Raw genomic sequence first — 20,865 nt, forward strand, 5'->3', positions numbered from 1 at the left:
GGCAGCCTAGGACGCGCCGCACCGCGGCCGCTTGCATTTGAACCAACTGGGTCCGGCGCGCGCCCGGCACCACGATAATCAAGGAACCCGAGCTCGAAGAGGAGCAGACAGATGGCCAAGAGGGCAGCGGACGCCGCCACACCCGAGCAGGACTTCGAACGGGATGTGGCCGCCACCCAGGAGTATTTCGACAGCCCCCGCTTCGAGGGGATCACCCGGCTCTACTCGGCCCGCCAGGTCGCCGAGCAGCGCGGCACCATCCCCGCGGACTATCCGGTGGCCCGGGAGGCCGCGGCCGCCTTCTACCCGCGACTGCGCGAGCTGTTCAGCCAGAAGAAGAGCATCACCACCTTCGGCCCGTACTCCCCCGGCCAGGCCGTGACGATGAAGCGGATGGGGATCGAGGGCATTTATCTGGGCGGGTGGGCCACCTCGGCGAAGGGATCGATCAGCGAGGATCCCGGTCCCGATCTGGCCAGCTACCCGCTGAGCCAGGTGCCCGACGAGGCGGCCGGTCTGGTGCGCGCGCTGCTGACCGCCGACCGCAACCAGCAGTACCTGCGCCTGAAGATGACCCCCGAGCAGCGGGCGGCAACGCCGGCGGTGGACTACCGCCCGTTCATCATCGCCGACGCCGACACCGGTCACGGCGGTGATCCGCACGTGCGCAACCTGATTCGCCGTTTCGTCGAGTCGGGTGTGCCCGGATACCACATCGAGGACCAGCGGCCGGGCACCAAGAAGTGTGGCCACCAGGGTGGCAAGGTGCTGGTCCCGTCGGACGAGCAGATCAAGCGGCTCAACACCGCGCGCTTCCAGCTCGACATCATGCGGGTGCCCGGCATCATCGTGGCCCGCACCGATGCCGAGGCCGCCAACCTGATCGACAGCCGCGCCGACGAGCGGGACCAGCCGTTCCTGCTCGGCGCCACGAATCTGAAGATCCCGCCGTACAAGTCGTGCTTCCTGGCGATGACGCGGCACTTTCACAACCAGGGTGTCGCAGACCTCAACGGACACCTGCTGTACGCGCTGCCCGACGGGGAGTACGCCGCCGCCGAGGCCTGGCTGGACAGTCAGGGCATCCTCGCCGACATCGCCACCGCGGCCGCGGACTACAAGAAGGACCCCGGGCAGTCCATCGACGCGCTGTTCGACGGGGTGGAGTCGCGGTTCGTGGAGGCCTGGCAGAACGACGCCGGGTTGGAGACCTACGGCGATGCGGTCGCCGAGCTGCTGGAGTTCCGGGAGCGTGAGGGCGAGAAGGCCGATATGAGTGCGGCGCAGTGGCGGGAGTTCGCCAAGACCGCCTCGCTGTACGCGGCGCGCGGCAAGGCCAAGGAGCTCGGCGCCGACGTGGCCTGGGATCCCGAGCGGGTGAAGACGCCGGAGGGTTACTACCAGATCCGCGGCGGGATCCCGTACGCGATCGCCAAGTCGCTGGCCGCCGCACCGTTCGCGGACATCCTGTGGATGGAGACCAAGACCGCCGACCTGGCCGACGCCCGCCAGTTCGCGCACGCCATCCACGCCGTGTACCCGGACAAGATGCTGGCCTACAACCTGTCCCCGTCGTTCAACTGGGACACCACCGGCATGAGTGACGACGAGATGCGGGCCTTCCCGGAGGAGATCGGCAAGCTCGGCTTCGTCTTCAACTTCATGACCTACGGCGGGCACCAGATCGACGGGGTGGCGGCCGAGGAGTTCGCGACCGCGCTGCTGCAGGATGGCATGCTGTCGCTGGCGCGGCTGCAACGCAAGATGCGCCTGGTCGAATCCCCTTACCGCACACCGCAAACGCTGGTGGGTGGTCCGCGCAGCGACGCCGCGCTGGCCGCCTCGTCGGGACGCACCGCGACCACCAAGAGCATGGGCAAGGGGTCCACCCAGCATCAGCACCTGGTGCAGACCGAGGTGCCGCGCAAGCTGCTGGAGGAATGGCTGGCGCTGTGGAGCGAGCACTATGAGCTCGGCGAGACGCTGCGGGTTCAGCTGCGGCCGCGCCGCGCCGGCTCCGATGTGCTGGAGCTCGGCATCTACGGTGACGGTGACGAGAAGCTGGCCGATGTCGTCGTCGACCCGATCAAGGACCGGCACGGCCGCAACATCCTGACGGTGCGCGACCAGAACACCTACGCCGAGAAGCTTCGCAAGAAGCGCCTGATGGACGTCATCCACCTGTGGCTCATCCACCGGTTCAAGCCGGAGATCGTGTACTACGTGACGCCCACCGAGGACAACATCTATCAGACCGAGAAGATGAAGAAGCACGGCATCTTCAGCAACGTCTACCAGGAGGTCGGCGAGATCATCGTCGCCGATGTGAACCAGGAGCGCATCGACGAGCTGCTGGCCCCCGACCGGAAGGCGCTCGGCAAGCTGATCCGCAAGGAGGACTAGCGATTTCGGCGCGCTGAGGTTTGCAAGGCGAACGTCAGCGCGCCGAAATCACCTAGAGCGTGCCCAGGTCGAGGAACACCGTCTCACCGTTGGCGTCCTCGACACCGTCATTGTCGGTGACCACATACGCGTGGCCGTTGCCGGCGACGGCGAAGCCCTCGACCTTCTCCTGCACGAATCCGTTGGTGGCCGCCAGATCCGGCAACAGGTCCCGAACCAGCTTCTTGGGCAACACCTTCGGTGCGGCCGTACCGCTCACACCGCCCTCGGTCGGAATATCCACCCGGTAGATCGCCTTGACCCGGGCGTCGGGACCGTTGAGCTTGTCACGTTCGAGCACCAGCAGTGCACCGTCGTGGACGGCGATCTCGGACAGTCCGACCCAGTCCCCCTCGGCATCGGTGGACTCCAACTGGTAGCCGAACCACTGCCAGGACTCGTCCGCCCGGTCGTAGCGGCCCAGCCGGACCACCCCCTGCGGGTCGGATTTCAGCTCGCGCTGCAGCGCCACCCAGACCTGATCCCCGTCGACGGCAACACCTTCCAGGCCCTGCCCGCCGAGTTCGGCGGCGATGTCGGCGGGCAGTTTCACCCGCTCGGTGATCGCGCCGTCGGTGCCCACCTCGACCAGTTCGCTGCCGGCGCCGTCCTCACCCTCGACGGCGAGCAGGAAGCCGTCCGGACGGGCGGCGATCCCCTCGACGTCCAGGGTGACCGGCTTGCCGTCCTCGGTGACGACGAGTTCGCGCTCGATCAGCGCCGGTGTCGCCGACAGGTCGACGCCGAGGATGCGGGCCGGGCCGTAGGCGCCATCGGTGGCGGTGAACAGCCGGTCGGGTGCACCGGGATCGGCGGACAGCGCGCCGAGTGCACCCCAGCCGATCGGAGTGCCGTCGAGGTCACCGGACACGATCGACGGGAACGCCGGCTTGCCGCCGGCCTGCGCGTACGCGTCGCCGTATCCGTAGACGGTGACCGAGGCGCGCACCCGTTCCTCCGCGTCGTCGGCCTCCGACGAGATGATCAGCAGATCGCGGGCCGGGATGGCCAGCACTCCCTCGGGTCCCGGTGTGGTCGGCAGGATCTGGCGGAACACCGGGGCCGCCGGGTCACTCACGTCATAGGCGGCGACGAAGTTGCTGCGTTCGGAGGCCACCAAAGCCGTTGGACGCCCACCGATCTCGATGATGGCCAGACCTTCGGGTTCGGGGCCCTTGGAATCCGCGCGGCTTTCGATGTGCAGACCGGTGCGCACGGCGAGTTGTTCGAAGGAGTTCCCGGCGTCCCAGACCACCTCGCCGGTCATCGCGTCGAAGACGGTCCAACCGCGGGTACCGCCCTTCCAGTCCCCCTCGTTGGCGGTCGCCAGGTGATCATCCCCGATCCAGCCGATCGCGTCCGGTTCGCGCGGGAGGGCCGCGATCGATCCGCTCTGGTCCAGCGTGCCGTCCTCGGCGGTGTCGACCCCGTCCACGGCCTGGGCGCCCGCAGTGAAAATGCTCGACACCGCACCGGTCTTGCCGTCGATGACGGCGATGCCGTTGTTCTCCTGCAGGGTCAGCGCGACCTGTCCGCGCGAGTTGATGCTGACGTATTCGGGCTCCAGGTCCTGCGGGGTGTCCAGACCCGCCGCCCGGGCCTGCTCCACGTCGAGATCGACCTTGCGCGCGGTCCACGCCGCCGGCGGCCCGGCAAGGGTGAGCAACTGCAGGAAACCCGTCGGCGGCTGCGGCAGGTCGCCCTCCTCGGCGCCGCCCGGGGTGAACTCCTCGTCGCGTTGGTTCTCCATGGCGATCGCGGCGAACGAGCCGTCCGGGCTGACCGCGATGGAGTCGGGTTGGCCACCGAGGTCGATGCTGTGCACCCGGGTGCGGTCGGCGACCCGGACGACGTCGACGCGTCCGGACGGATGGGCGAAGTCCCCGCCGGCGCCGGCTCCGGTGGTGTCCACGACCACAAGCACGTACTCGCCCACCGCGGCCACCGAGGTGGGTTGGTCGTCGGCGTGGCCGAGTTCGGCCAGCGAGAGCACACCCAGCCCGGTGGGTTCGGACGGATCCCGGATGTCGAGGAAGCCGATGCGCTTGGCCGCCGCGTCGGTGTAGATGACGGTGTTGCCGTCCGGGGTGACCGTCGAGATCTCGGCGACGGTCTCGGCGCCCGGGTCCTCGCCGGCCGGACGGTTGAGATACACCGGGTAGGTGGCCAGCCGGTGGTAGCGCTGCGCATCCGGCAGGTTCCAGTCGATCGGTGAGGTCGCCCGCTGGGCCGGGGGCGTGGAGGCGGATGAGGTGTTGTCCTCCGGTGTGCCGGCCGAGCAGGCGGACGCGAGCAAGGCGGTGGCGGCGGCCACGGCGGTGACTCGGCTTCGGTTGGACGTCATACGGGCCCCTGTTCGGTCGGTGGTGAAAGTCGAGTGATCTTGACCAAGCCGGATGAACGGTGGGCAACGCAAACGTGGCCGAGGAGAGTGCGGGAGGAGTCCGGTCGGTGCGCCGCGCAACATGACCTCGCCGAGATTGATGCCCTTCGCACGATCGGCCATTTAAAGTGCTCTGCGTGAGCACAACAAGGTCAGCCGCAAACCGTGGTCGGTGGCTGGCCGTCATTGTCTCCGTCGCCGTCTCCGGTGCGGCGCTCTACGCCCAGAACGCGGCGCCCCGCCACGCCGAGCACCCCGGCGCCGACCCGTCCGCGCAGAGTGCCGAACACGCTTCCGGGGCGCCGCTGCTGCCCACCAACTCCGCGCAGGCTCCGACCGAGGCCGAGCTGCTGGCGGTGAGCGCCCCGGTGGACACCCGGGTGCTCGATTTCCCGCTGGCAGCCGGGGTCGCACCCGAGGGCGGACTGCAGACCAAGACGATCTGGGTGGCCCGCGCCATCAGCATGATGTACCCGGAGATCACCACCATCGGCGGGTTCCGGCAGGACGCGCTGAAGTGGCACCCCAACGGTCTGGCCATCGACGTGATGATCCCGAACCACAACAGCGACGAGGGCATTGCGCTCGGCAACCAGATCGCGGGCCTGGCGCTGGCTAACGCGCAGCGCTGGGGCGTCATCCACGTCATCTGGCGGCAAGGCTTCTACCCCGGCATCGGGGCGCCGAGCTGGACCGCGGACTACGGATCGGAGACGTTGAACCACTTCGACCACGTGCACATCGCGACCGATGGGGGCGGATACCCCACCGGCCGCGAGTCGTACTACCTGGGTTCGATGAACTCCTGAGGTTGCAAGCCCTCAGACCGCGATCGACGGGACCGCGCACTGGCCCCCGACCGCCGGGTCGGCACAGTCCGCGGCGTCGTTCAGCCGGGACAGCTCCTCCAGGATCGACGGGAAGTCCGGCGCCGCCGGCGGCCACAGCGGGAAGATGCTCGCTCCGGTGACACCGGTGATCCGGGCGACGATCTGGGCGACGAAGTTCGTCGCCACGTAGCCCAGGTCGCCGATGAATTGCACCGGGGCGACCAATAGCGCCGCCACGAAGCTCACCACCGGGATGTTCTGCGCGGCAACCGACTTCAACCCGTCGACCGCATCGAGGGTGAAGTTGTACAGGAAGTACGGGATCGAGGTGAAGATGGTGCGCACCCCGAGGGCGACGTTGGTGGCGACCGACGGGTAGCCGTTCTTGGAGATGAGGTCCTGCAGCGCCTCGCGCAAGGCCTCATCGTTGTTGATCGGGAAGACGTTGTTGGTCAGCTCGGTCATCGACGTACCGTCGCCCGCCCGCGGGGTGCCGCCGAACAACGTCACCACCGTGGGGGTGACGTCGACGATCTCGTACTGCAGATTGATCGCGCCGGAGCTGAAACCCGGGCCGTTGACGATGACGAACGTCTCGGTCTCGTTGGGTGATTGGAAGCCGTGCCCGAGGCCCAACTGTGACGTGTGGCCGTGGTCGGTGACCAGGATGATGGTCCACTGCTCGTTGTTGTCCGCCTCCCACTGGCTCACTGCGGCGAGGATCTCGCCGAGGTTGCGGTCGAAGTTGTTCAGCGCCAGCTTGTACTCCTCGGAGGCGCCGCCGTGGGCGTGACCGTTCTCGTCGACACCGACGAAATAGCTGAAGACGAAGTTGGCCACGTTCGGGTTGGAGTTGCCGATGACGATCTCGGTCTGATCGCCGACGGCGTCATCGGTCAACAGCCACTTGGGATCGTTGGCCACCTGCGCGATGAACCGGATGTCGTCCGCGCCCAGCTCGCCGCCGGCTGCCGCGATCGCGGCGATGACGTCCCAGTTGGCGATCGCGGTGGTCTGGATCCCGTCGTCGTGGTCCTCTTCGAGCTGGTTGAACACCGTCGGCCACTTGTCGTAGGTCCACGGTGTGAAGACGTTGTTGATCACGCCGGTCTTCTCGCCCCAGGCGCCGGTCAGAATGGTCGACCAGGACGGGTTGGAGATGGTGGTGTGCCCGACGATGCTCGACGGCGCCGTCGAGCTGTTCTGAATGAGGTTGAAGAAGTTGGCGTTGGCCGGGTCGGCGAGCACCCGGCTGAGGTTGACGCCGTCGACGCCGATCACCAACACATTCGGGGTGTCCACCGAACTGATGCCGATCTGCGGGCCTGCGGTTGCGTTGCGGCGCTGGGTGTTGCGTTCCAGTTCGTCGCGCACCGCGGCCAGGGCGGCCAGGGCTGCGGGGGCCTCCAGCGGCGGGGTGCCGGGCTCGGGGTTGACCGCCGGCGCCGTCTCCACGGTCACGGTGACCAGCTTGAGGGTCGGCTCGGCAGCGCTCGGGTCGCCGGCGGACAGCGGGCTGGTCTTGGCGGTGCGGGCAGTGGTCGCGCGCAGCGGGGAGCGACGCTGGGTGCCGGGCCGGGCGGCCGTGTCGTTGACGCTGATCCGCACGGCGGTCTCCTCGTCGGCGGCCGACGAACCGGCGCCGGTGCGGCCGACGGTCGAGGACCTGCCCGACCTGGAGGACGGCGAGGATTCCGAATCCGAGGAGTCCGACGAACTGGACGAACCCGACGTGCCGGTGGCACCCGAGGCCGCACCCGCGCCATCGGACGAACTCGAAGAACTCGACGAACTGCTGCTCGAACTCGACGAGCTGCTCGACGAGGAGCCCTCCGACGAGTCGGCGAAGGCGGCCGGCGCCGAGGCCAGCGCGACACCCACCCCCAGTGTCACCGCCAGGGCGCCGACACGACCGATGTGCTTGGCGTAACCCATGGAGTTCCCTTTCGACGTCCGCGCACCGGGTCGGCGCGGTTGCGATCCATTCGGATTCGGGGCGGCCGGAGGCATTGCTATCGTCACCTCATCGCCGCCTCACGTTGCTCGCCGAATCTGTACGGCAAATTACCGCTCGGACCCCGTCCGGTGGACACGAATGCGCGACTTGGCCCGCCCCCGTTCCGGATGCTCGTGGCGGCCTTCGCATTGCTCGCCGGGCTCACCGGCTGTTCGCCACCACCGGAGCCCGCCGATACAGCCCCGACTGCGCCGACCACAACGGCACCCGAAATTCTCACGGCCGCAACCACACCACCGCCACCGCAGGGTCCGGTACCGGCACAACCCGTGCTCGCCGCCGACCCCGTGCAATTGGCCGACGATCTGGTCGCCGACGAACAGACGCTACGGAATCCGTCGTCACCGCCGCAGGCTGTCGAGGCGGCCGCCCGCCGCCAGCAGGCCGCCTACCGGGCGATCGGGCGTCATCCGGAATGGGATGCGCTCACCCGTCCCCGCGTCCCCCCGGCGCTGCTCGAGATCTACGACCTGAACGTCGACGCCCGCCGGCACCTCGATGCGGTGCTCATCGGCGATGCCAAGGACACCCTGCCGGCCTGGCGGGTCGAGGCGCCCCGCCCGGCCGGGGAACTGCTCGGGTACTACCGCGAGGCCGAGGCGGCCTCCGGGGTCGGCTGGAACTATCTGGCCGCGGTCAACCTGATCGAGACCCGCCTGGGCAGCATCGCGGGCACCAGCACCGCGGGTGCGCAGGGGCCGATGCAGTTCCTGCCGTCCACGTTCGCCGCCTACGGCGACGGCGGTGACATCCACGCCCCGCGCGACAGCATCTTGGCCGCCGGACGGTACCTGGCCGCCAACGGATTTGGCACCGATCCCGATCACGCGCTGTTCCGGTACAACAATTCCGACCACTATGTGCAGGCGGTCAAGAACTACGCGGCGATCCTGGCCGCCGATCCTGGCGCGTTCGGCGGCTTCTACGAGTGGGAGGTGTACTACCGCACCACGGCCGGGGACGTGCTGCTGCCGATCGGGTACGCGGAGACCACCCCGATCCCGGTCGCCGAATACCTGGCCGCCCACCCGCAGTAAGCACACGTAGCAGATTGCTACACTCGGTAGCAGATTGCTACAGGAGGATTACCATGGCCAACGCCGCCGACCGGGTGACCCGGGTCGCCGCAGATTTGATGGACAGCGCCGCAGCCGAGGGCGCCCGGCAGAGCCGATCGGCCAAACAGCAGCTCGACCACTGGGCGCGGGTCGGGCGAGCGGTGTCCGGCCGGCACAGCGCGGCGCGACTCAAGGTCGAGGCGGCGCTGGCCGGTGGACTGGAACTCAGCGAACTGACCGATGAGGAAGGTGTCGTCTTCGACGCCGAGATCTCGGCGGCCATCGAGGAGAGCCTGGCCGATACCGATTACGGCGCGCTGCTGACGGCGCGCGGCATCACCACGGTGGCGCTCGATGAGTCCGGGCAGATAGTGCAGCACCGACCCGACGGCAGTTCCTCGGTGCTGCACGCCGGTAGGTGAAAAGGCTCGATCTGGTCGTCGGATGCAACGGCGCGGGTAAGTCCACGTTCATCGAATTGACCCTGGCCCCATTGCTCCCCGGCAGCCCGGTGGTCAATGCCGACGAGATCGCCAGACACCGCTGGCCCGGCGCAGCCCTCGAACACGCCTACGAGGCGGCGCGCATCGCCGCCGACACCCGCGCCAAACTCGTCGCACTGGGTGAGTCGTTCATCGCCGAGACGGTGTTCTCGCACCCCTCCAAACTCGACCTGATCGACGCCGCACACGCCGCCGGGTACACGGTGGCGCTGCACGTGGTGTTGATCCCCGAGGAGCTGGCCGTGGAGCGGGTGCGTCACCGCGTGCAGGCCGGTGGCCACGATGTGCCCGAGGACAAGATCCGGCAACGCTACCAACGACTTTGGCACCTGGTTGCCGTGGCGGCCACCCGCGCCGACACCACCGTGTTCTATGACAACAGCTCCCGCCGTGGGCCGCGCATCGTGGCACGGCTGAACGCCGGCTTCCCGATGGGATCGCCCGTCTGGCCGGACTGGACGCCGGACGCGCTCACCGGCATCCGGCCTGCGCAGTAGCGCGCCGGCACCCGGGCCTTCGTCGGCGTCTAGGCTGCGGCCACCGGTCCGGAAGGGGCCGGGCCCTGCGGGGTCAAAAGCAGCAGCGGCGCACAGACGGCGCACGGCTGAGGGCCGAGGACGGGGTACCCGCATCCCGGGCATGTCCCTACGGTGCGTTCGCTCGATCCCCCCGCGCTGAACATCTTGATTCCTTTCGCCGACGCACCTGTTTACCCACTCCGACGGCGAATCATGCCAAGGTTTGCCAGCAAAAACCCAAGCCTCATCACCGCCGGTGAGCAGACTCACATGGTCCCGGCGCCGACCGGAGGTTGGTTAGGGTCGGAGGATGAGCCTGAACCCGGCGCGGACCTGATTGCTCGTATGTTCATCCTCATCCTCGGTTCTGTCCTCGCGCTCGCGCACGTCTATGTGTGGAAGCGGCTGGTCAAGGACACCACGCGGCCGGGACGTGGCCGCACGATCCTGACCGTGGCGATGTCAGGGGCGGCGGCACTGTTGGCGACAACGCTGTTCGGGCCCCGGTTCACCGATGTCGCCGAGTCGGGGTGGCTCGCGTGGCCCGGTTATCTCTGGTTCGCGGTGCTCGGGTACCTGCTGCTCGCGTTGCTGATTCTGGAGCCGGTACGCCTGGCCCTGCGCGGCTGGGTGAGGCGCGGGACGCCGGATGCCCCGGTTGTTCCGGATCCGCCGGCCGCTCAGCTCGATCGGCGGGTGTTCCTGGCCCGCACCACGGCGGCCGCGGCGGGTGTCGCGTCGGTGGGGCTGGTCGGTTATGGCGCCGCGACCGCACTCGGGCCCCCGCAGGTGCTGCAGGTTCCGGTCCGGCTGGGCCGACTGGATCCGGCGTTCAACGGATTTCGGATCGCAGTGGTCTCCGATATTCACCTCGGCCCGCTGCTCGGGCGGCGACACACCGAGCGGATCGTGCGGATGATCAACGAGACCGATGCCGATCTGGTGGCCATCGTCGGCGACCTGGTGGACGGCTCCGTCGAGAAGCTGGGTCACGCCGCGGAACCGCTGCAGGACTTGGTGTCTCGCGAGGGTGCGTTCTTCGTCACCGGCAACCACGAATACTTCATCGAGGACACCGCGCCCTGGCTGCGCGAGCTGGAGCGGTTCGGGGTGTCCCCGCTGCGCAACGAGAACACCGCGATCCGGCGCGGTGGCGCGGCCTTCGATCTGGCCGGAGTCAACGACGTGGCCGGCCAACGGCGTGGTGACCCACCGGATTTCGACCGCGCGCTGGCCGGGGTCGATCCGTCGCGCGCGACGGTCCTGCTGGCCCACCAACCGGTCCTGATCGACGAAGCGGCCGATCGCGGCGTGGATCTGCAGCTGTCCGGACATACCCATGGCGGACAGACCTGGCCGTTCCAGTACATCGTGGACGCGGTGCAGCCGTCGCTGGCCGGGTTGTCGGCGCATCGGGACACCCAGCTGTACGTCAGCCGCGGGGCCGGGTTCTGGGGTCCGCCGGTTCGGGTCGGTGCGCCGCCGGACATCTCGGTGCTGACGCTGAACGCCGGTCGGTGAGCCGGACGCACAGATCGTCCGCCGAGCGGTCCGCACCGCTGCGCCCGACGTGGCCGGTCTTGTTGCCGGCGCAGGCACGGTGCGGGCAGTGGGCGGCGAACCGTCGGATGGGGAAATCAAACCTCCCGAAGCCAACCGGTCAAGCGTATCGGGCGAGGTGTTGCCCACATTCAGGATTAACTATGATGTGCTTCACTTCGCCGGTAGATGCGCCCCGAAGGCGGTTCGACCGGTAGCCATCGTTGCGAAATCCGCTGGTTTGACTGAATCCGCCGTTTCGCCCGCGCAGACCCTAAAGCCCTGCGACCGGCCGATATGAGTGGTGTGCATCTCGTCCGGAGGCACAACCGCGATTTGCACTAGCCCACGGACCCGTGGATATGGTGCGATTCCGTGAGTAGGCAGAAGTTAACCAAGGCCAAGCGCCGCGGGTCGGCGATTTTGGCTGCGGTCGCCGTCCCCGCCGCCACGTTCCTCGTCACCGGCGCCAGCGCGGGTGCCAGCCCGGCCGTCGCCGCTGCGCCGGTTCCGGCTCCGCCGCCGTGCTGCATGGAGGTCGTGGCGCCACCGCCGCCGGTGGCGAGCGCTCCCCCGGCCCTGCAGGTCGTCAGCCCCGAGTTGCCCGCCGGGGTGGCACCGGAGAAGGGGCTGCAGAAGCGGACCATCCTGGCGGCGCGCGCCGTCAGCACCGAGTTCCCCGAGATTCTCACCATCGGCGGAGTGCGGTCGGACTCCATGCGCTGGCATCCCGACGGACTCGCGATCGACGTGATGATCGACAACTATCGTTCCGAGGAGGCGATTGCCCTCGGCGACCGCGTCGTCGCATACGTCCTGGAGAATGCCGCGCGGTTCGACATCAACCACGTGCTCTGGCGCCAGACCTCCTACGGCCCGGGCCGCGCGCCGCGCCCGATGAGCAACCGCGGCGGGGACACCGCAAACCATTTCGACCACGTGCACATCGCCACCAATGGCGGCGGATACCCCAAGGGCAGCGAGGCCTACCTGCGCTGAGCGCCGGCTGCGCGACCGGCAGTCAGGAATTCAGCCGGGCGTGCCGGTGCACCACGGGGTCGTCCAGCCGGAGTGACCGCAGATCGTCGGGGACCTTCGGCGCGGCCAGTTTCGGTGTATCCGACGCCGGGCCAAGGGCCTCGGCGTCCTCGGATCCGGGCGTCGACCGTTCCAGGAAGCGGAGCAGCTCGACCGGGAACGGCAGCACCAGGGTGGAGTTCTTCTCCGCCGCGACCTCGACCACGGTCTCCAGCAGCCGCAACTGCAGGGCGGCCGGGTGCACGGCCATGACCTCGGCCGCCTGGGCCAGTTTCTCGGACGCCTGCAGCTCGCCGTCAGCGGTGATGACCCGGGCCCGTCGTTCTCGCTCGGCCTCGGCCTGACGCGCGATGGACCGCTTCATCGAGTCCGGCAGCACCACGTCCTTGATCTCGACCCGGTCGATCTGGATGCCCCAGCCCAGCGCGGGGCTGTCGATCATCAACTCCAGGCCCTGGTTCAGGTGCTCGCGGTTGGAGAGCAGGTCATCGAGATTGCTCTTGCCAATGATCGACCGCAGCGAGGTCTGCGCGACCTGGCCGATGGCGGACCGGTAGTCCTGCACGTCGACCGCGGCCCGGACCGGGTCGGAGACATTGAAATAGATGACGGCGTCCACCCGGACGGTGACGTTGTCGCAGGTGATGCCGTCCTGGGCCGGCACGGGCAGCGTGATGATCTGCATGTTCACCTTCTGCAGACGATCGGCGACCGGGAGCAGCATGGTGAGCCCCGGCCCGCGCACCTGGGGCTGCACCCGTCCGAATCGGTAGACGACGCCGCGTTCGAACTGTTTGATGACGCGTACGTTCTGTCCTACCAAGAGGGCAAGCAGGCCGGCCGCCACGGCCAGCACCGACATGGTGATCATGATGTCTCCACTTCCGCTCGACGTCGCCGCGAGGATCAACGCGAACTGTCCTAGGTCGACTCGTCGCTCGTCGCGGGGTGGCGGGCCGTTACGCGGCTCTATGGAGCCGGTTCCATGCCTCAATTCTGGCACCGATGCCTCGGCGGCTCAACAAGATTCGGCCTCGATAACGCGTCAGTCGAGTCCGCGGGCGATGAGCGCCTCGTTGAAATCGTCGGCGGCCTTGAGTGCACCGACGATCACGGGTACGAACACGATCCGTGGGCTGACGCGCAGCCCGCGCGCCCGACGTGCCTCGTCCACCTGCCGGAAGATCTCCAGCAGCAGTGGGATCGACCTGATCGTCAGGGCCAGCGCGATGGCCACCTGGCGGACCGGGAAACCGAACCGCGCCAACGGTGTCATCGCCCGGGTCGCCGCGTCGAGCATGTCGGTGGTCCGCGTCGTCAACGTGACCATCGCCGCCAGGGACACCGCGAGCAGCAGCACCCCGCACACCACCAGCGCTCGACGCCAGTCGGTCAGCACGATCTGCAGGGCGAAGATGAACCCGACCACCCACAGCACCTGACGCAGTTGCCGGATCAGCGCCCACACGTTCAGCCGGGCCGAGAGCGCACCCAGCAGCACGATGCCGGCGGCGACGCCGAGCCGGGCGGGTGCATCCACCCACACCGTCATCGCGATGATCAGCAGACCGAGCCCGAGCAGCTTCGCTCCGGCCGGCAGCCGGTGCAGCCACGACGCGCCCGGGCGGTAGTCCCCGAGCACGGTCACGTCATCAACCGGCGGTATGCGGCCAGAGCGACGGACGGCAGGTCATCGGCGACCACCCGGCCGTCCTCGAGCACGATCACCCGGTCGACATCGTCGATCAACTCCAGATCATGGGTGACAACCACCAGCTGGGTGTCCAACGCGGCGAAAGCCGTCCGCAGCATCCGGGCATTGCGCAGATCGAGCAGCGTCGTCGGTTCGTCGGCCACCACCACCGCCGGCTCGGTGACCAGCACCGTCGCCAGCGCCAGCAGCTGCTTCTGCCCACCGGAGAGCAGATGCGCGGGTTGATCGGCGTACTCGGCCAGGCCGAACCGCTCCAACACCTGAGCCACCTTCGCGGCGCGGGCCGCACGGTCCAGCTTCTGCCGGGACAGCGAGAGCTCGACATCCTCGCCGACGGTCGGCATCAGGATCTGACGGTCCGGATCGGTGAATACGAAACCGACCCGCCGGCGCACCTGCTTGGCCGAGCGCTCGGTGTCCAGGCCGTGCACGCGTACCGACCCCGTATCGGGGAGCACCAATCCGTTGAACAGCCTTACCAGCGTGGATTTTCCGCTGCCGTTGGCGCCGACGATGCCGACGCGGCGCTCGGTGATCGTCAACGAGATGTCACGCAGTACGGGTCGGTCTCCGAAGGCGTGCGAGACCCCGTCGACGACGATGGCCGCCGGTGGGTCGTCAGTCATGGGTTCGGGCAGTCCGCCACGGCGTGATGAGGCCCGGTCGGGCCCGGTGTACCTGGGCGGCGACGAAACCGCACAGTACCGCCTTGGCGATATCGCCGGGGATGTAGATGCCGTTGGTGGACAACGCGGCCCACCAGGACAGGTCGGTGCGCAGCATCAGGCCGGCGGTGCCGAACAAGTAGATGACGACCATCCCGCCGACGATGTTGATGCCGATCCCCCACACCACCCGGTAGCGCGGCATCATCAGCGCGGTCAGCAGTCCGATCACGATGACGGCAGGAAACCAGCCGACGAAGAAACCGGCGGTCGGTGAGGCCAGCGCCACCAGCCCGGTGCGGCCACCGGCCAGGATCGGCAATCCGGCGATGGCCAGGGTCGCGAACAGAGCTATCGCCAACGCACCTTTGCGCGGCCCGAGGATCGACCCGGCCAGCATCACCCCGAGGGTTTGCAGTGTGATCGGCACCCCGCTGGGTCCGATGGTCAGGGTGCCGGGCAGCCCGAGCGCGGCCAGCAGGCCGGCGAACACCGCCGCCTGGGTCAGGTCGCGGGACTCGATGCGACCGAACCGGCGGGACTTGGAGGTCTGAGCACTCACCCGGGAATTATGGTCGACGCCGCGACGTGACGCGGACCTCCCCCGTCTGAGCCGCCCGGATCAGGCCGCCTTTCTCGTGGCGCGGACCAGCGCGCAGGCCCGCTCGAAGCTCTGCCATTCCGCCGAACTCGGCCGCTCACCGCTGTCTCGCACTGCTTCCGGGCCGACCTCTGGACGTGGCAGCCCCTCGGCCGCGATCAGAGCGGCGAGGCTTTGGATTCGGCCGGCTGGACTGTCCTCACAGCTCTGGAGAACCCGCTTCTTCAACCAGGATCGGGCTTCATCGATACCCGAGAGGAGGTCGAGAGCCGGCGCAGTGACGTGGGAGCCACAGCGACGAAGCTGCTCCTCGTAGCGGTCCTCCCAGAATTCGATCCGCCATCCCGGCCACAGGCGCGGAAGCCACCGCAAGAGACCCGGAACCGGGCTGGTCACCCATATTCCCAGGGTCTTCTCCGGCACATCGACGTGGACGCCGCTCTCGGGCACGATCCCCAGCCGCAGCGAACGCTGTCCGTCGGTGGGCAACATGTCGAGCAGTCGCGGACCGTGCCAGGCGGCGCTGCTGCCCCACCACAATGGCCACGCCCGAAGCTGTCCACCTTGGGCGACCGTGACGAGATGATGGAGCCGATCCGGGTCCGTGGCGAGTTTCAATTCCGGTTCAGAAGCACTGTCGCGCAACAGCAGTGGAGCACCGACATAGGCGGCGATCTCGGCCGTCGCACCGTACGCCCAGGCGATCGAGTAATCCGGCCAGACGGCCTTGAGCACCTCGAACATGGCCCGTCGTTCGTTCATCGTCGTCATGATCTCCTCGCCGAAGAACAGCAGTCGACGCTCGACGAGGTCGAGCAGCAGACCGCCGTCGGACCAGAGCTCGCAGGTCCAGAAGTCGCTGGTGTTCCGCGCCAGGATGTAGCGCGTGGCCATCGCCGGCCCCGCCAGCACGGCGTCGAGCATCCGGCATCCCGCCCAGTGCGAGTACCGCAACTGCCAGCCGTCGTGATTCACCAACACGATGTTGGCCCGATTTCCCATGGTGCCCCCTACCGGATAGGCGCCGCCGAAGTGGCGGTGCTCTGTTGTCCGGCAGTATTCGCCTGCCCTCCGACATCGCCGAAGCCTCGCCACACTCGGCTCGGCCGCTAGCCGGGGATGAAGTGCTCCAGGACATCGGAGTTCACCGTCCCGTTGGTCGTCTCCGGACGGTCCTTGAACCCGTCGAAGTAGGCCCGTAGGAACTCGTTCTTGATGTCACCTCGCGGGTGGAAGTGAAGGATCTCGGTCCCAGACCAAGCGCGTGCCCCCGAAGAGGTAGACCCTCTCGGTCCCGCCTACCAGCCAGCAGGCGTCCGGCGGTGAGGTCAGCGGGACACCGAGATGGGGGCGAACACTGAGGACACCGGCTACTACGGGTGACAACATCGATGGCACAGATGCCAGGATCGCCCAGCACGAATCGAGGAACTCCGATGGACTGGAACCGAAGTCACACCGCCGTGGTGTTCATCGATCCGCAGAACGATGTCCTGAGCCCTACCGGCATCAACTGGGCGGCGACCGGAGACAGCGTCACCGAGAACGGCACCGTCGAGCACATGCTCGCCATTTTCGAAGCTGCACAGGCCAATTCCTTCGGGATGTTCATCTCCCCGCACTACTTCTATCCCACTGATCACCGCTGGCTCTTCAACGGGGCGCTGGAGGCCGATGAATTGCGCACCGGCACCTTCGACCGACCGGGCGCACTGAACCTCGACGGACTCACCGGATCGGGTGCCGACTGGCTCGAAGAGTTCAAGCCGTATATCGACCACCCCGACACGGTCGTCGTGAGCCCACACAAGGTATTCGGGTCGCAGACCAACGACTTGGTTCTGCAATTGCGTAAACGCCGGATCAACAAGGTCCTGCTGGGTGGGATGCTCGCGAACATGTGCGTCGAATCGCACCTGCGCGACCTTCTCGAACAGGGTTTCGAGGTCTACGTCGTCCGCGATGCCATCGCCGGTCCCCGGCACCCCGAGTGGGGCGACGGTTACGCCGCCGCGCTCATCAACTACGCCTACCTCGCCCACGGGGTGATCTCGACCGCAGATGTCGTAGCCGCGATGAACTCGACGACCTAGCCACCGCGGGCACGGGGTCGGTCAGCACCTTCTGCATACAGCCTTTTCTGAATACATGTTTGGATGTACCCTTATCCGGATGCGGACAGTTGCCCACACCGACGCGCTGGCCCGCTTCGGTCACGCCCTGTCAGATGCCACGAGGACCCGCATCCTGGTCAGCCTCAACACCGCTGCGAGCTATCCCGCCGACCTTGCCGACACGATCGGCGTTTCCCGGCAGGTGCTTTCCAACCACCTTGCGTGCCTGCGCGGCTGTGGCCTGGTCGTGGCGGTGCCGGAAGGTCGCCGCACGCGGTACGAGTTGGCCGACGCCCGCATCGGTCACGCCCTGGATGACCTGATGGGCTTGGTCCTCGCCGTCGACCCCGACTGCCAGTGCGTCGGACCCGACGGCAGGGTCTGTGGGTGCGACTGATGGCGTCCACTGCACAGAACCCGTCATTGACCGATGCGCGGCGGGCGTTACTGGCCCGCCGCATCCGGTTGTTCGTCGCCGCCACCATTTCCTACAACGCCATCGAGGCCGTCGTGGCGATCGGTGAAGGTGCCCGGGTGTCCTCCACCGCGCTCGTCGGGTTCGGTCTCGATTCAGTGATCGAGGTGTCCTCGGCGGCGGCGGTTGCGTGGCAGTTCGCCGGGCGGGACCCCGAAGCGCGCGAGAAGATCGCGCTGCGCATCATCGCGTTCTCGTTCTTCGGGCTGGCCACTTACGTCACCGTGGACGCGGTTCGCGCCTTGGTCGGAGCCGGGGAAGCCGAACACTCGACCCTTGGCATCCTCCTGGCGGCGCTCAGCCTGGCTGTCATGCCGGTGCTGTCCTACGCGCAGCGCCGGGCCGGGCGCGAACTCGGATCGCTTTCCGCCGTAGCCGATTCCAAGCAGACGCTGCTGTGCACCTACCTCTCGGCGGTACTGCTCGTCGGGCTGGCCCTCAACAGCCTGTTCGGTTGGTCGTGGGCTGACCCCATCGCAGGCCTCGTCATCGCGGCCATCGCGGTCCGCGAGGGAATCAACGCCTGGAGGGGTGAGACCTGCTGCCCGGCACCGACAGCCGTCGCGTCAGAGCCGGCCCGGGCCGGCTGCGGCTGCGGCGACGACTAGGCCGCCGGCCAGGTGGTGCGAGTCATCAGCGCACGCGCGTGCGAGATCGGCTTCGACAGACAGTGTCGGACACCATGTCCAGCGGAAACGACTTCGGAGCCGAACCCTCTCGACCTACATGGGCGGCGACCGCTTGCGCGTGGGCATCCGACCTATGCCGACGATCGGCATACCGAATTCACCCCGGCGCGTCCGGCTCTCATGTAACGCTGAGCGAGATGCGGTGCCAAGACGCACCAGGACGACAACAGGACGGACACCGTGGACCAAGGACCAGGACGGCTTCCCGGAAAATCCGCGGTGATCACCGGGGCCGCGTTCGGCATAGGTCGGGCGACCGCTGTGTCATTCGCGCGCGAGGGCGCGCGGATGGTCGTGACCGACATCCAGGGCGAGGCTCTGCTGGCATTCGCCGATGAACTGCGTGAGACCGGGGCGGAGGTCGAGACGGTCATCGGCGACGTCTCGGTCGAGGACGATGCGCGCCGGATGATCGCGGCGGCAACCGCGCGCTTCGGCCGCCTCGATGTCCTGGTCGCCAACGCCGGCATCATCCCACTCGGCGATGTGCAGGAGATGACGACCGCCGACTGGGACGGCGTGATGGCCATCGACGGGCGTGGCATGTTCCTCACATGCAAGTTCGGGATCGAGGCGATGCTGCCGACCGGTGGCGGCGCCATCGTCTGTTTGACCTCGATCTCCGGGGTGGCCGGGCAGAAGCGGCAGGCGGCTTACGGGCCCGCCAAGTTCGTCGCCACCGGGTTGGCCAAGCACCTCGCTGTCGAGTGGGCCGACCGGGGCATCAGAGTCAACGCCGTTGCCCCCGGAACGATCAGCACCGAGCGGGTCAACCAGATGCGCGAGGAACCCGGTGGCCCGGAATACCTGGCCACGGTCGAGGCCATGCACCCGATGGGCCGCATCGGTGAGCCGGCCGAAGTCGCCAGTGCCATCCTCTTCCTCGCCTCCGACGACGCCTCCTTCATCACCGGTGCCGTCCTGCCCGTCGACGGCGGTTACCTGGCGCAGTAGCGGCGCGCCACCCGGTTGACTTCCCGACCATAAATAGACATGGTGTTAGCCCGCACATGCGTCCCGGTTCGCCTACCCGGCAGGCGATTTCGCCGATCTCGTGCTACCGGCCGGATTCCACCGCGGCGTGGCCGACTGGAAGGCCTACTTCTCCTTGGTGCAGTCGGCCCGCGCCGGCGACGACGTCGAACCGCTACGCATGGCGCTGTGGAAGGCGCACAAGACCTGCTTGGACCTCGTCGTCACGCACCTGTATCACATTGACGCCGAGCCGTACTCGGACACCGAGCTGCGGTTCCTACGGGGCTGGTGCCGGATGGTCGACTACCTGTGGGTAGCGGCCTGGCCCACCGATTTCGACTTCATGTGCGAGCAAGGCCTGGACGTGCTCCCGGAGCGACTCTTGGTCGGGCCCGCAGACTTCTCGACGGGATCGGACCTGCCCCCGGAGATGAGAAGGACACTGCGGGGCATCATCGAACTTGGCGAAAGCCCCTCCTGGCGTTACCAATTCAACCTCACACTGTGGAAGCGGGTGATGCGGACACGGTCGGCCCGCGAGGACGTCGTGAACCTGCTCGCCGCGGTGTTCGACCCGCAGCGCACCAGCCGCCTCAAGGTCGTCGAACTCCTCGTCCATCTGCTGCGGCCTTGATCGGCGCCACGGCCGGGGAGTGAGGGGAATACGAGCATGGGGTCGACCCGAAGGCCTCCTGGCCGGCCACTTGGTTCCCACATCGACGCCCGGCAGCGCCGCGAGGACCTGCTCGACGCGGCCGAACGGAGCCTGCGGTCGCGCGGGCCCGAACTGTCGCTGGTCGACGTGGCCCGGGAATCCGGCCTGACCCGATCGGCGCTGTACGCGGCGTTTCCGGACAAGGACGCGCTGGTGACGGCGCTGGCACAGCGTCAGGCCCAGCGCATCGTCGCGGAGGTGTCCGGCATCGCGGCCTCCGCGGCCGGTCCCCGAGAACAGACGCGTGCCGCGGTCGACTGTTTCTGCGCCTGGGTGGAGGCCGAGCCGGCGATATCGGCCACCCTGAGCGCCAGTCTGAGTTCGGCGGCGGCGTTCGACGAACTCGCCGGCCGGCTCGAAGGAATCCTCGCCGCGGCCTTCGATCAGCTCGACGGCGACCGCAGAGCCGCCGGCCCCTGGGCACGCGCTCTCCTCGGGGCGGTGTCCGCGTCGGTGTTCTGGTGGCAGCGCGACCGGACGGTCGAGCGCGACGAACTCGTCGAGCACCTCACCACACTGATCTGGTCGGGATTCGTGGGCGCCGGTGGTGAGCGCCTGCGGACGCTCGGGGCACCGGCCCCGGACTGAG

At 68.0% G+C, this 20,865-nt stretch carries 21 protein-coding genes and 1 pseudogene; 14 read left to right on the top strand and 8 right to left on the bottom strand.

Annotated elements, in window-relative coordinates:
• Window positions 1–111: 111 nt before the first annotated feature.
• On the top strand, window positions 112–2,403 hold the full coding sequence (gene aceA, locus K0O62_RS16580; RefSeq protein ID WP_073858182.1) for an isocitrate lyase ICL2: 2,292 nt from the start codon (window positions 112–114) through the stop codon (window positions 2,401–2,403).
• 52 nt (window positions 2,404–2,455) lie between these two features.
• On the opposite strand, the gene K0O62_RS16585 is transcribed toward aceA, so the two are convergent.
• Entirely contained in the window at window positions 2,456–4,786 is a 2,331-nt protein-coding gene (locus tag K0O62_RS16585) for an esterase-like activity of phytase family protein (RefSeq protein ID WP_073858183.1), read from the bottom strand.
• Window positions 4,787–4,962: 176 nt separating this feature from the next.
• Between K0O62_RS16585 and K0O62_RS16590 the strand changes: the two genes are divergently transcribed.
• Window positions 4,963–5,634: a VldE C-terminal domain-containing protein gene (locus K0O62_RS16590; protein WP_073858258.1), complete on the top strand. Its 672-nt coding sequence runs from the start codon at window positions 4,963–4,965 to the stop codon at window positions 5,632–5,634.
• A gap of 12 nt (window positions 5,635–5,646) precedes the next feature.
• Here K0O62_RS16590 and K0O62_RS16595 read toward each other — a convergent pair whose 3' ends face one another.
• On the bottom strand, window positions 5,647–7,263 hold the full coding sequence (locus K0O62_RS16595; protein ID WP_234800211.1) for an alkaline phosphatase family protein: 1,617 nt from the start codon (window positions 7,261–7,263) through the stop codon (window positions 5,647–5,649).
• Between K0O62_RS16595 and K0O62_RS28695 the strand changes: the two genes are divergently transcribed.
• From K0O62_RS28695 to K0O62_RS16620, 6 genes are all read left to right on the top strand, one after another.
• The gene (locus K0O62_RS28695; RefSeq protein ID WP_234800212.1) at window positions 7,241–7,585 is read left to right on the top strand and encodes a hypothetical protein; all 345 of its coding nucleotides are present in this window, start codon (window positions 7,241–7,243) and stop codon (window positions 7,583–7,585) included. The genes K0O62_RS16595 and K0O62_RS28695 overlap by 23 nt on opposite strands.
• 194 nt (window positions 7,586–7,779) lie before the next feature.
• On the top strand, window positions 7,780–8,709 hold the full coding sequence (locus tag K0O62_RS16600) for a lytic transglycosylase domain-containing protein (protein ID WP_073858185.1): 930 nt from the start codon (window positions 7,780–7,782) through the stop codon (window positions 8,707–8,709).
• Window positions 8,710–8,762: 53 nt separating this feature from the next.
• Window positions 8,763–9,152, top strand: a complete 390-nt coding sequence (locus tag K0O62_RS16605) for a TA system antitoxin ParD family protein (protein WP_073858186.1) — start codon at window positions 8,763–8,765, stop codon at window positions 9,150–9,152.
• Entirely contained in the window at window positions 9,149–9,730 is a 582-nt protein-coding gene (locus K0O62_RS16610) for an ATPase (protein ID WP_073858187.1), read from the top strand. The genes K0O62_RS16605 and K0O62_RS16610 overlap by 4 nt, the downstream gene beginning before the upstream one ends.
• A 366-nt stretch (window positions 9,731–10,096) precedes the next feature.
• The gene (locus tag K0O62_RS16615) at window positions 10,097–11,272 is read left to right on the top strand and encodes a metallophosphoesterase (protein WP_073858188.1); all 1,176 of its coding nucleotides are present in this window, start codon (window positions 10,097–10,099) and stop codon (window positions 11,270–11,272) included.
• 393 nt (window positions 11,273–11,665) lie between these two features.
• The gene (locus tag K0O62_RS16620; RefSeq protein WP_073858189.1) at window positions 11,666–12,289 is read left to right on the top strand and encodes a VldE C-terminal domain-containing protein; all 624 of its coding nucleotides are present in this window, start codon (window positions 11,666–11,668) and stop codon (window positions 12,287–12,289) included.
• A gap of 22 nt (window positions 12,290–12,311) precedes the next feature.
• On the opposite strand, the gene K0O62_RS16625 is transcribed toward K0O62_RS16620, so the two are convergent.
• The 6 genes and pseudogenes from K0O62_RS16625 to K0O62_RS28705 form a co-directional block, all read right to left on the bottom strand.
• Complete coding sequence (locus K0O62_RS16625) at window positions 12,312–13,199, bottom strand: SPFH domain-containing protein (protein ID WP_073858190.1); 888 nt, start codon at window positions 13,197–13,199, stop codon at window positions 12,312–12,314.
• Between the two features lie 174 nt (window positions 13,200–13,373).
• Entirely contained in the window at window positions 13,374–13,976 is a 603-nt protein-coding gene (locus tag K0O62_RS16630; protein WP_073858191.1) for an energy-coupling factor transporter transmembrane component T family protein, read from the bottom strand.
• Window positions 13,973–14,668: an energy-coupling factor ABC transporter ATP-binding protein gene (locus K0O62_RS16635; RefSeq protein ID WP_073858192.1), complete on the bottom strand. Its 696-nt coding sequence runs from the start codon at window positions 14,666–14,668 to the stop codon at window positions 13,973–13,975. Before K0O62_RS16635 ends, K0O62_RS16630 begins: the two co-directional genes overlap by 4 nt.
• A complete protein-coding gene (locus tag K0O62_RS16640) occupies window positions 14,661–15,269 on the bottom strand; it encodes a biotin transporter BioY (RefSeq protein ID WP_073858193.1) in 609 nt (202 codons plus the stop codon). The genes K0O62_RS16635 and K0O62_RS16640 overlap by 8 nt, the downstream gene beginning before the upstream one ends.
• A 60-nt stretch (window positions 15,270–15,329) precedes the next feature.
• Complete coding sequence (locus K0O62_RS28700; protein ID WP_079244519.1) at window positions 15,330–16,310, bottom strand: hypothetical protein; 981 nt, start codon at window positions 16,308–16,310, stop codon at window positions 15,330–15,332.
• Window positions 16,311–16,417: 107 nt separating this feature from the next.
• Window positions 16,418–16,555: pseudogene (locus K0O62_RS28705) on the bottom strand (HD domain-containing protein); the annotation flags it as partial.
• A 189-nt stretch (window positions 16,556–16,744) separates the two neighbouring features.
• On the opposite strand from K0O62_RS28705, the gene K0O62_RS16650 reads away from it, so the two are divergent.
• The 6 genes from K0O62_RS16650 (at window position 16,745) to K0O62_RS16675 (ending at window position 20,864) form a co-directional block, all read left to right on the top strand.
• The gene (locus K0O62_RS16650) at window positions 16,745–17,401 is read left to right on the top strand and encodes an isochorismatase family protein (protein ID WP_073858194.1); all 657 of its coding nucleotides are present in this window, start codon (window positions 16,745–16,747) and stop codon (window positions 17,399–17,401) included.
• Window positions 17,402–17,480: 79 nt separating this feature from the next.
• Complete coding sequence (locus K0O62_RS16655) at window positions 17,481–17,819, top strand: ArsR/SmtB family transcription factor (RefSeq protein WP_073858195.1); 339 nt, start codon at window positions 17,481–17,483, stop codon at window positions 17,817–17,819.
• Complete coding sequence (locus K0O62_RS16660) at window positions 17,819–18,505, top strand: cation efflux transmembrane domain-containing protein (RefSeq protein ID WP_073858196.1); 687 nt, start codon at window positions 17,819–17,821, stop codon at window positions 18,503–18,505. The genes K0O62_RS16655 and K0O62_RS16660 overlap by 1 nt, the downstream gene beginning before the upstream one ends.
• Window positions 18,506–18,766: 261 nt before the next feature.
• Window positions 18,767–19,540, top strand: a complete 774-nt coding sequence (locus K0O62_RS16665; protein ID WP_073858197.1) for an SDR family NAD(P)-dependent oxidoreductase — start codon at window positions 18,767–18,769, stop codon at window positions 19,538–19,540.
• A 127-nt stretch (window positions 19,541–19,667) separates the two neighbouring features.
• Window positions 19,668–20,195: a Leg1-related protein gene (locus K0O62_RS16670; protein ID WP_165637019.1), complete on the top strand. Its 528-nt coding sequence runs from the start codon at window positions 19,668–19,670 to the stop codon at window positions 20,193–20,195.
• A gap of 36 nt (window positions 20,196–20,231) precedes the next feature.
• Window positions 20,232–20,864: a TetR/AcrR family transcriptional regulator gene (locus K0O62_RS16675; protein WP_073858199.1), complete on the top strand. Its 633-nt coding sequence runs from the start codon at window positions 20,232–20,234 to the stop codon at window positions 20,862–20,864.
• Window position 20,865: the final 1 nt, after the last annotated feature.

This window comes from Mycolicibacterium diernhoferi, assembly GCF_019456655.1.
Lineage (GTDB): Bacteria > Actinomycetota > Actinomycetes > Mycobacteriales > Mycobacteriaceae > Mycobacterium > Mycobacterium diernhoferi.

Bases quoted from the DNA above. Each gene is read 5' to 3' on its own strand.
- aceA (WP_073858182.1), top strand. From the start codon at position 112: ATGGCCAAGAGGGCAGCGGACGCCGCCACACCCGAGCAGGACTTCGAA.
- K0O62_RS16585 (WP_073858183.1), bottom strand. From the start codon at position 4,786: ATGACGTCCAACCGAAGCCGAGTCACCGCCGTGGCCGCCGCCACCGCC.
- K0O62_RS16600 (WP_073858185.1), top strand. From the start codon at position 7,780: ATGCTCGTGGCGGCCTTCGCATTGCTCGCCGGGCTCACCGGCTGTTCG.
- K0O62_RS16605 (WP_073858186.1), top strand. From the start codon at position 8,763: ATGGCCAACGCCGCCGACCGGGTGACCCGGGTCGCCGCAGATTTGATG.
- K0O62_RS16615 (WP_073858188.1), top strand. From the start codon at position 10,097: ATGTTCATCCTCATCCTCGGTTCTGTCCTCGCGCTCGCGCACGTCTAT.
- K0O62_RS16625 (WP_073858190.1), bottom strand. From the start codon at position 13,199: ATGATCACCATGTCGGTGCTGGCCGTGGCGGCCGGCCTGCTTGCCCTC.
- K0O62_RS16635 (WP_073858192.1), bottom strand. From the start codon at position 14,668: ATGACTGACGACCCACCGGCGGCCATCGTCGTCGACGGGGTCTCGCAC.
- K0O62_RS28700 (WP_079244519.1), bottom strand. From the start codon at position 16,310: ATGGGAAATCGGGCCAACATCGTGTTGGTGAATCACGACGGCTGGCAG.
- K0O62_RS16650 (WP_073858194.1), top strand. From the start codon at position 16,745: ATGGACTGGAACCGAAGTCACACCGCCGTGGTGTTCATCGATCCGCAG.
- K0O62_RS16655 (WP_073858195.1), top strand. From the start codon at position 17,481: ATGCGGACAGTTGCCCACACCGACGCGCTGGCCCGCTTCGGTCACGCC.
- K0O62_RS16660 (WP_073858196.1), top strand. From the start codon at position 17,819: ATGGCGTCCACTGCACAGAACCCGTCATTGACCGATGCGCGGCGGGCG.
- K0O62_RS16675 (WP_073858199.1), top strand. From the start codon at position 20,232: ATGGGGTCGACCCGAAGGCCTCCTGGCCGGCCACTTGGTTCCCACATC.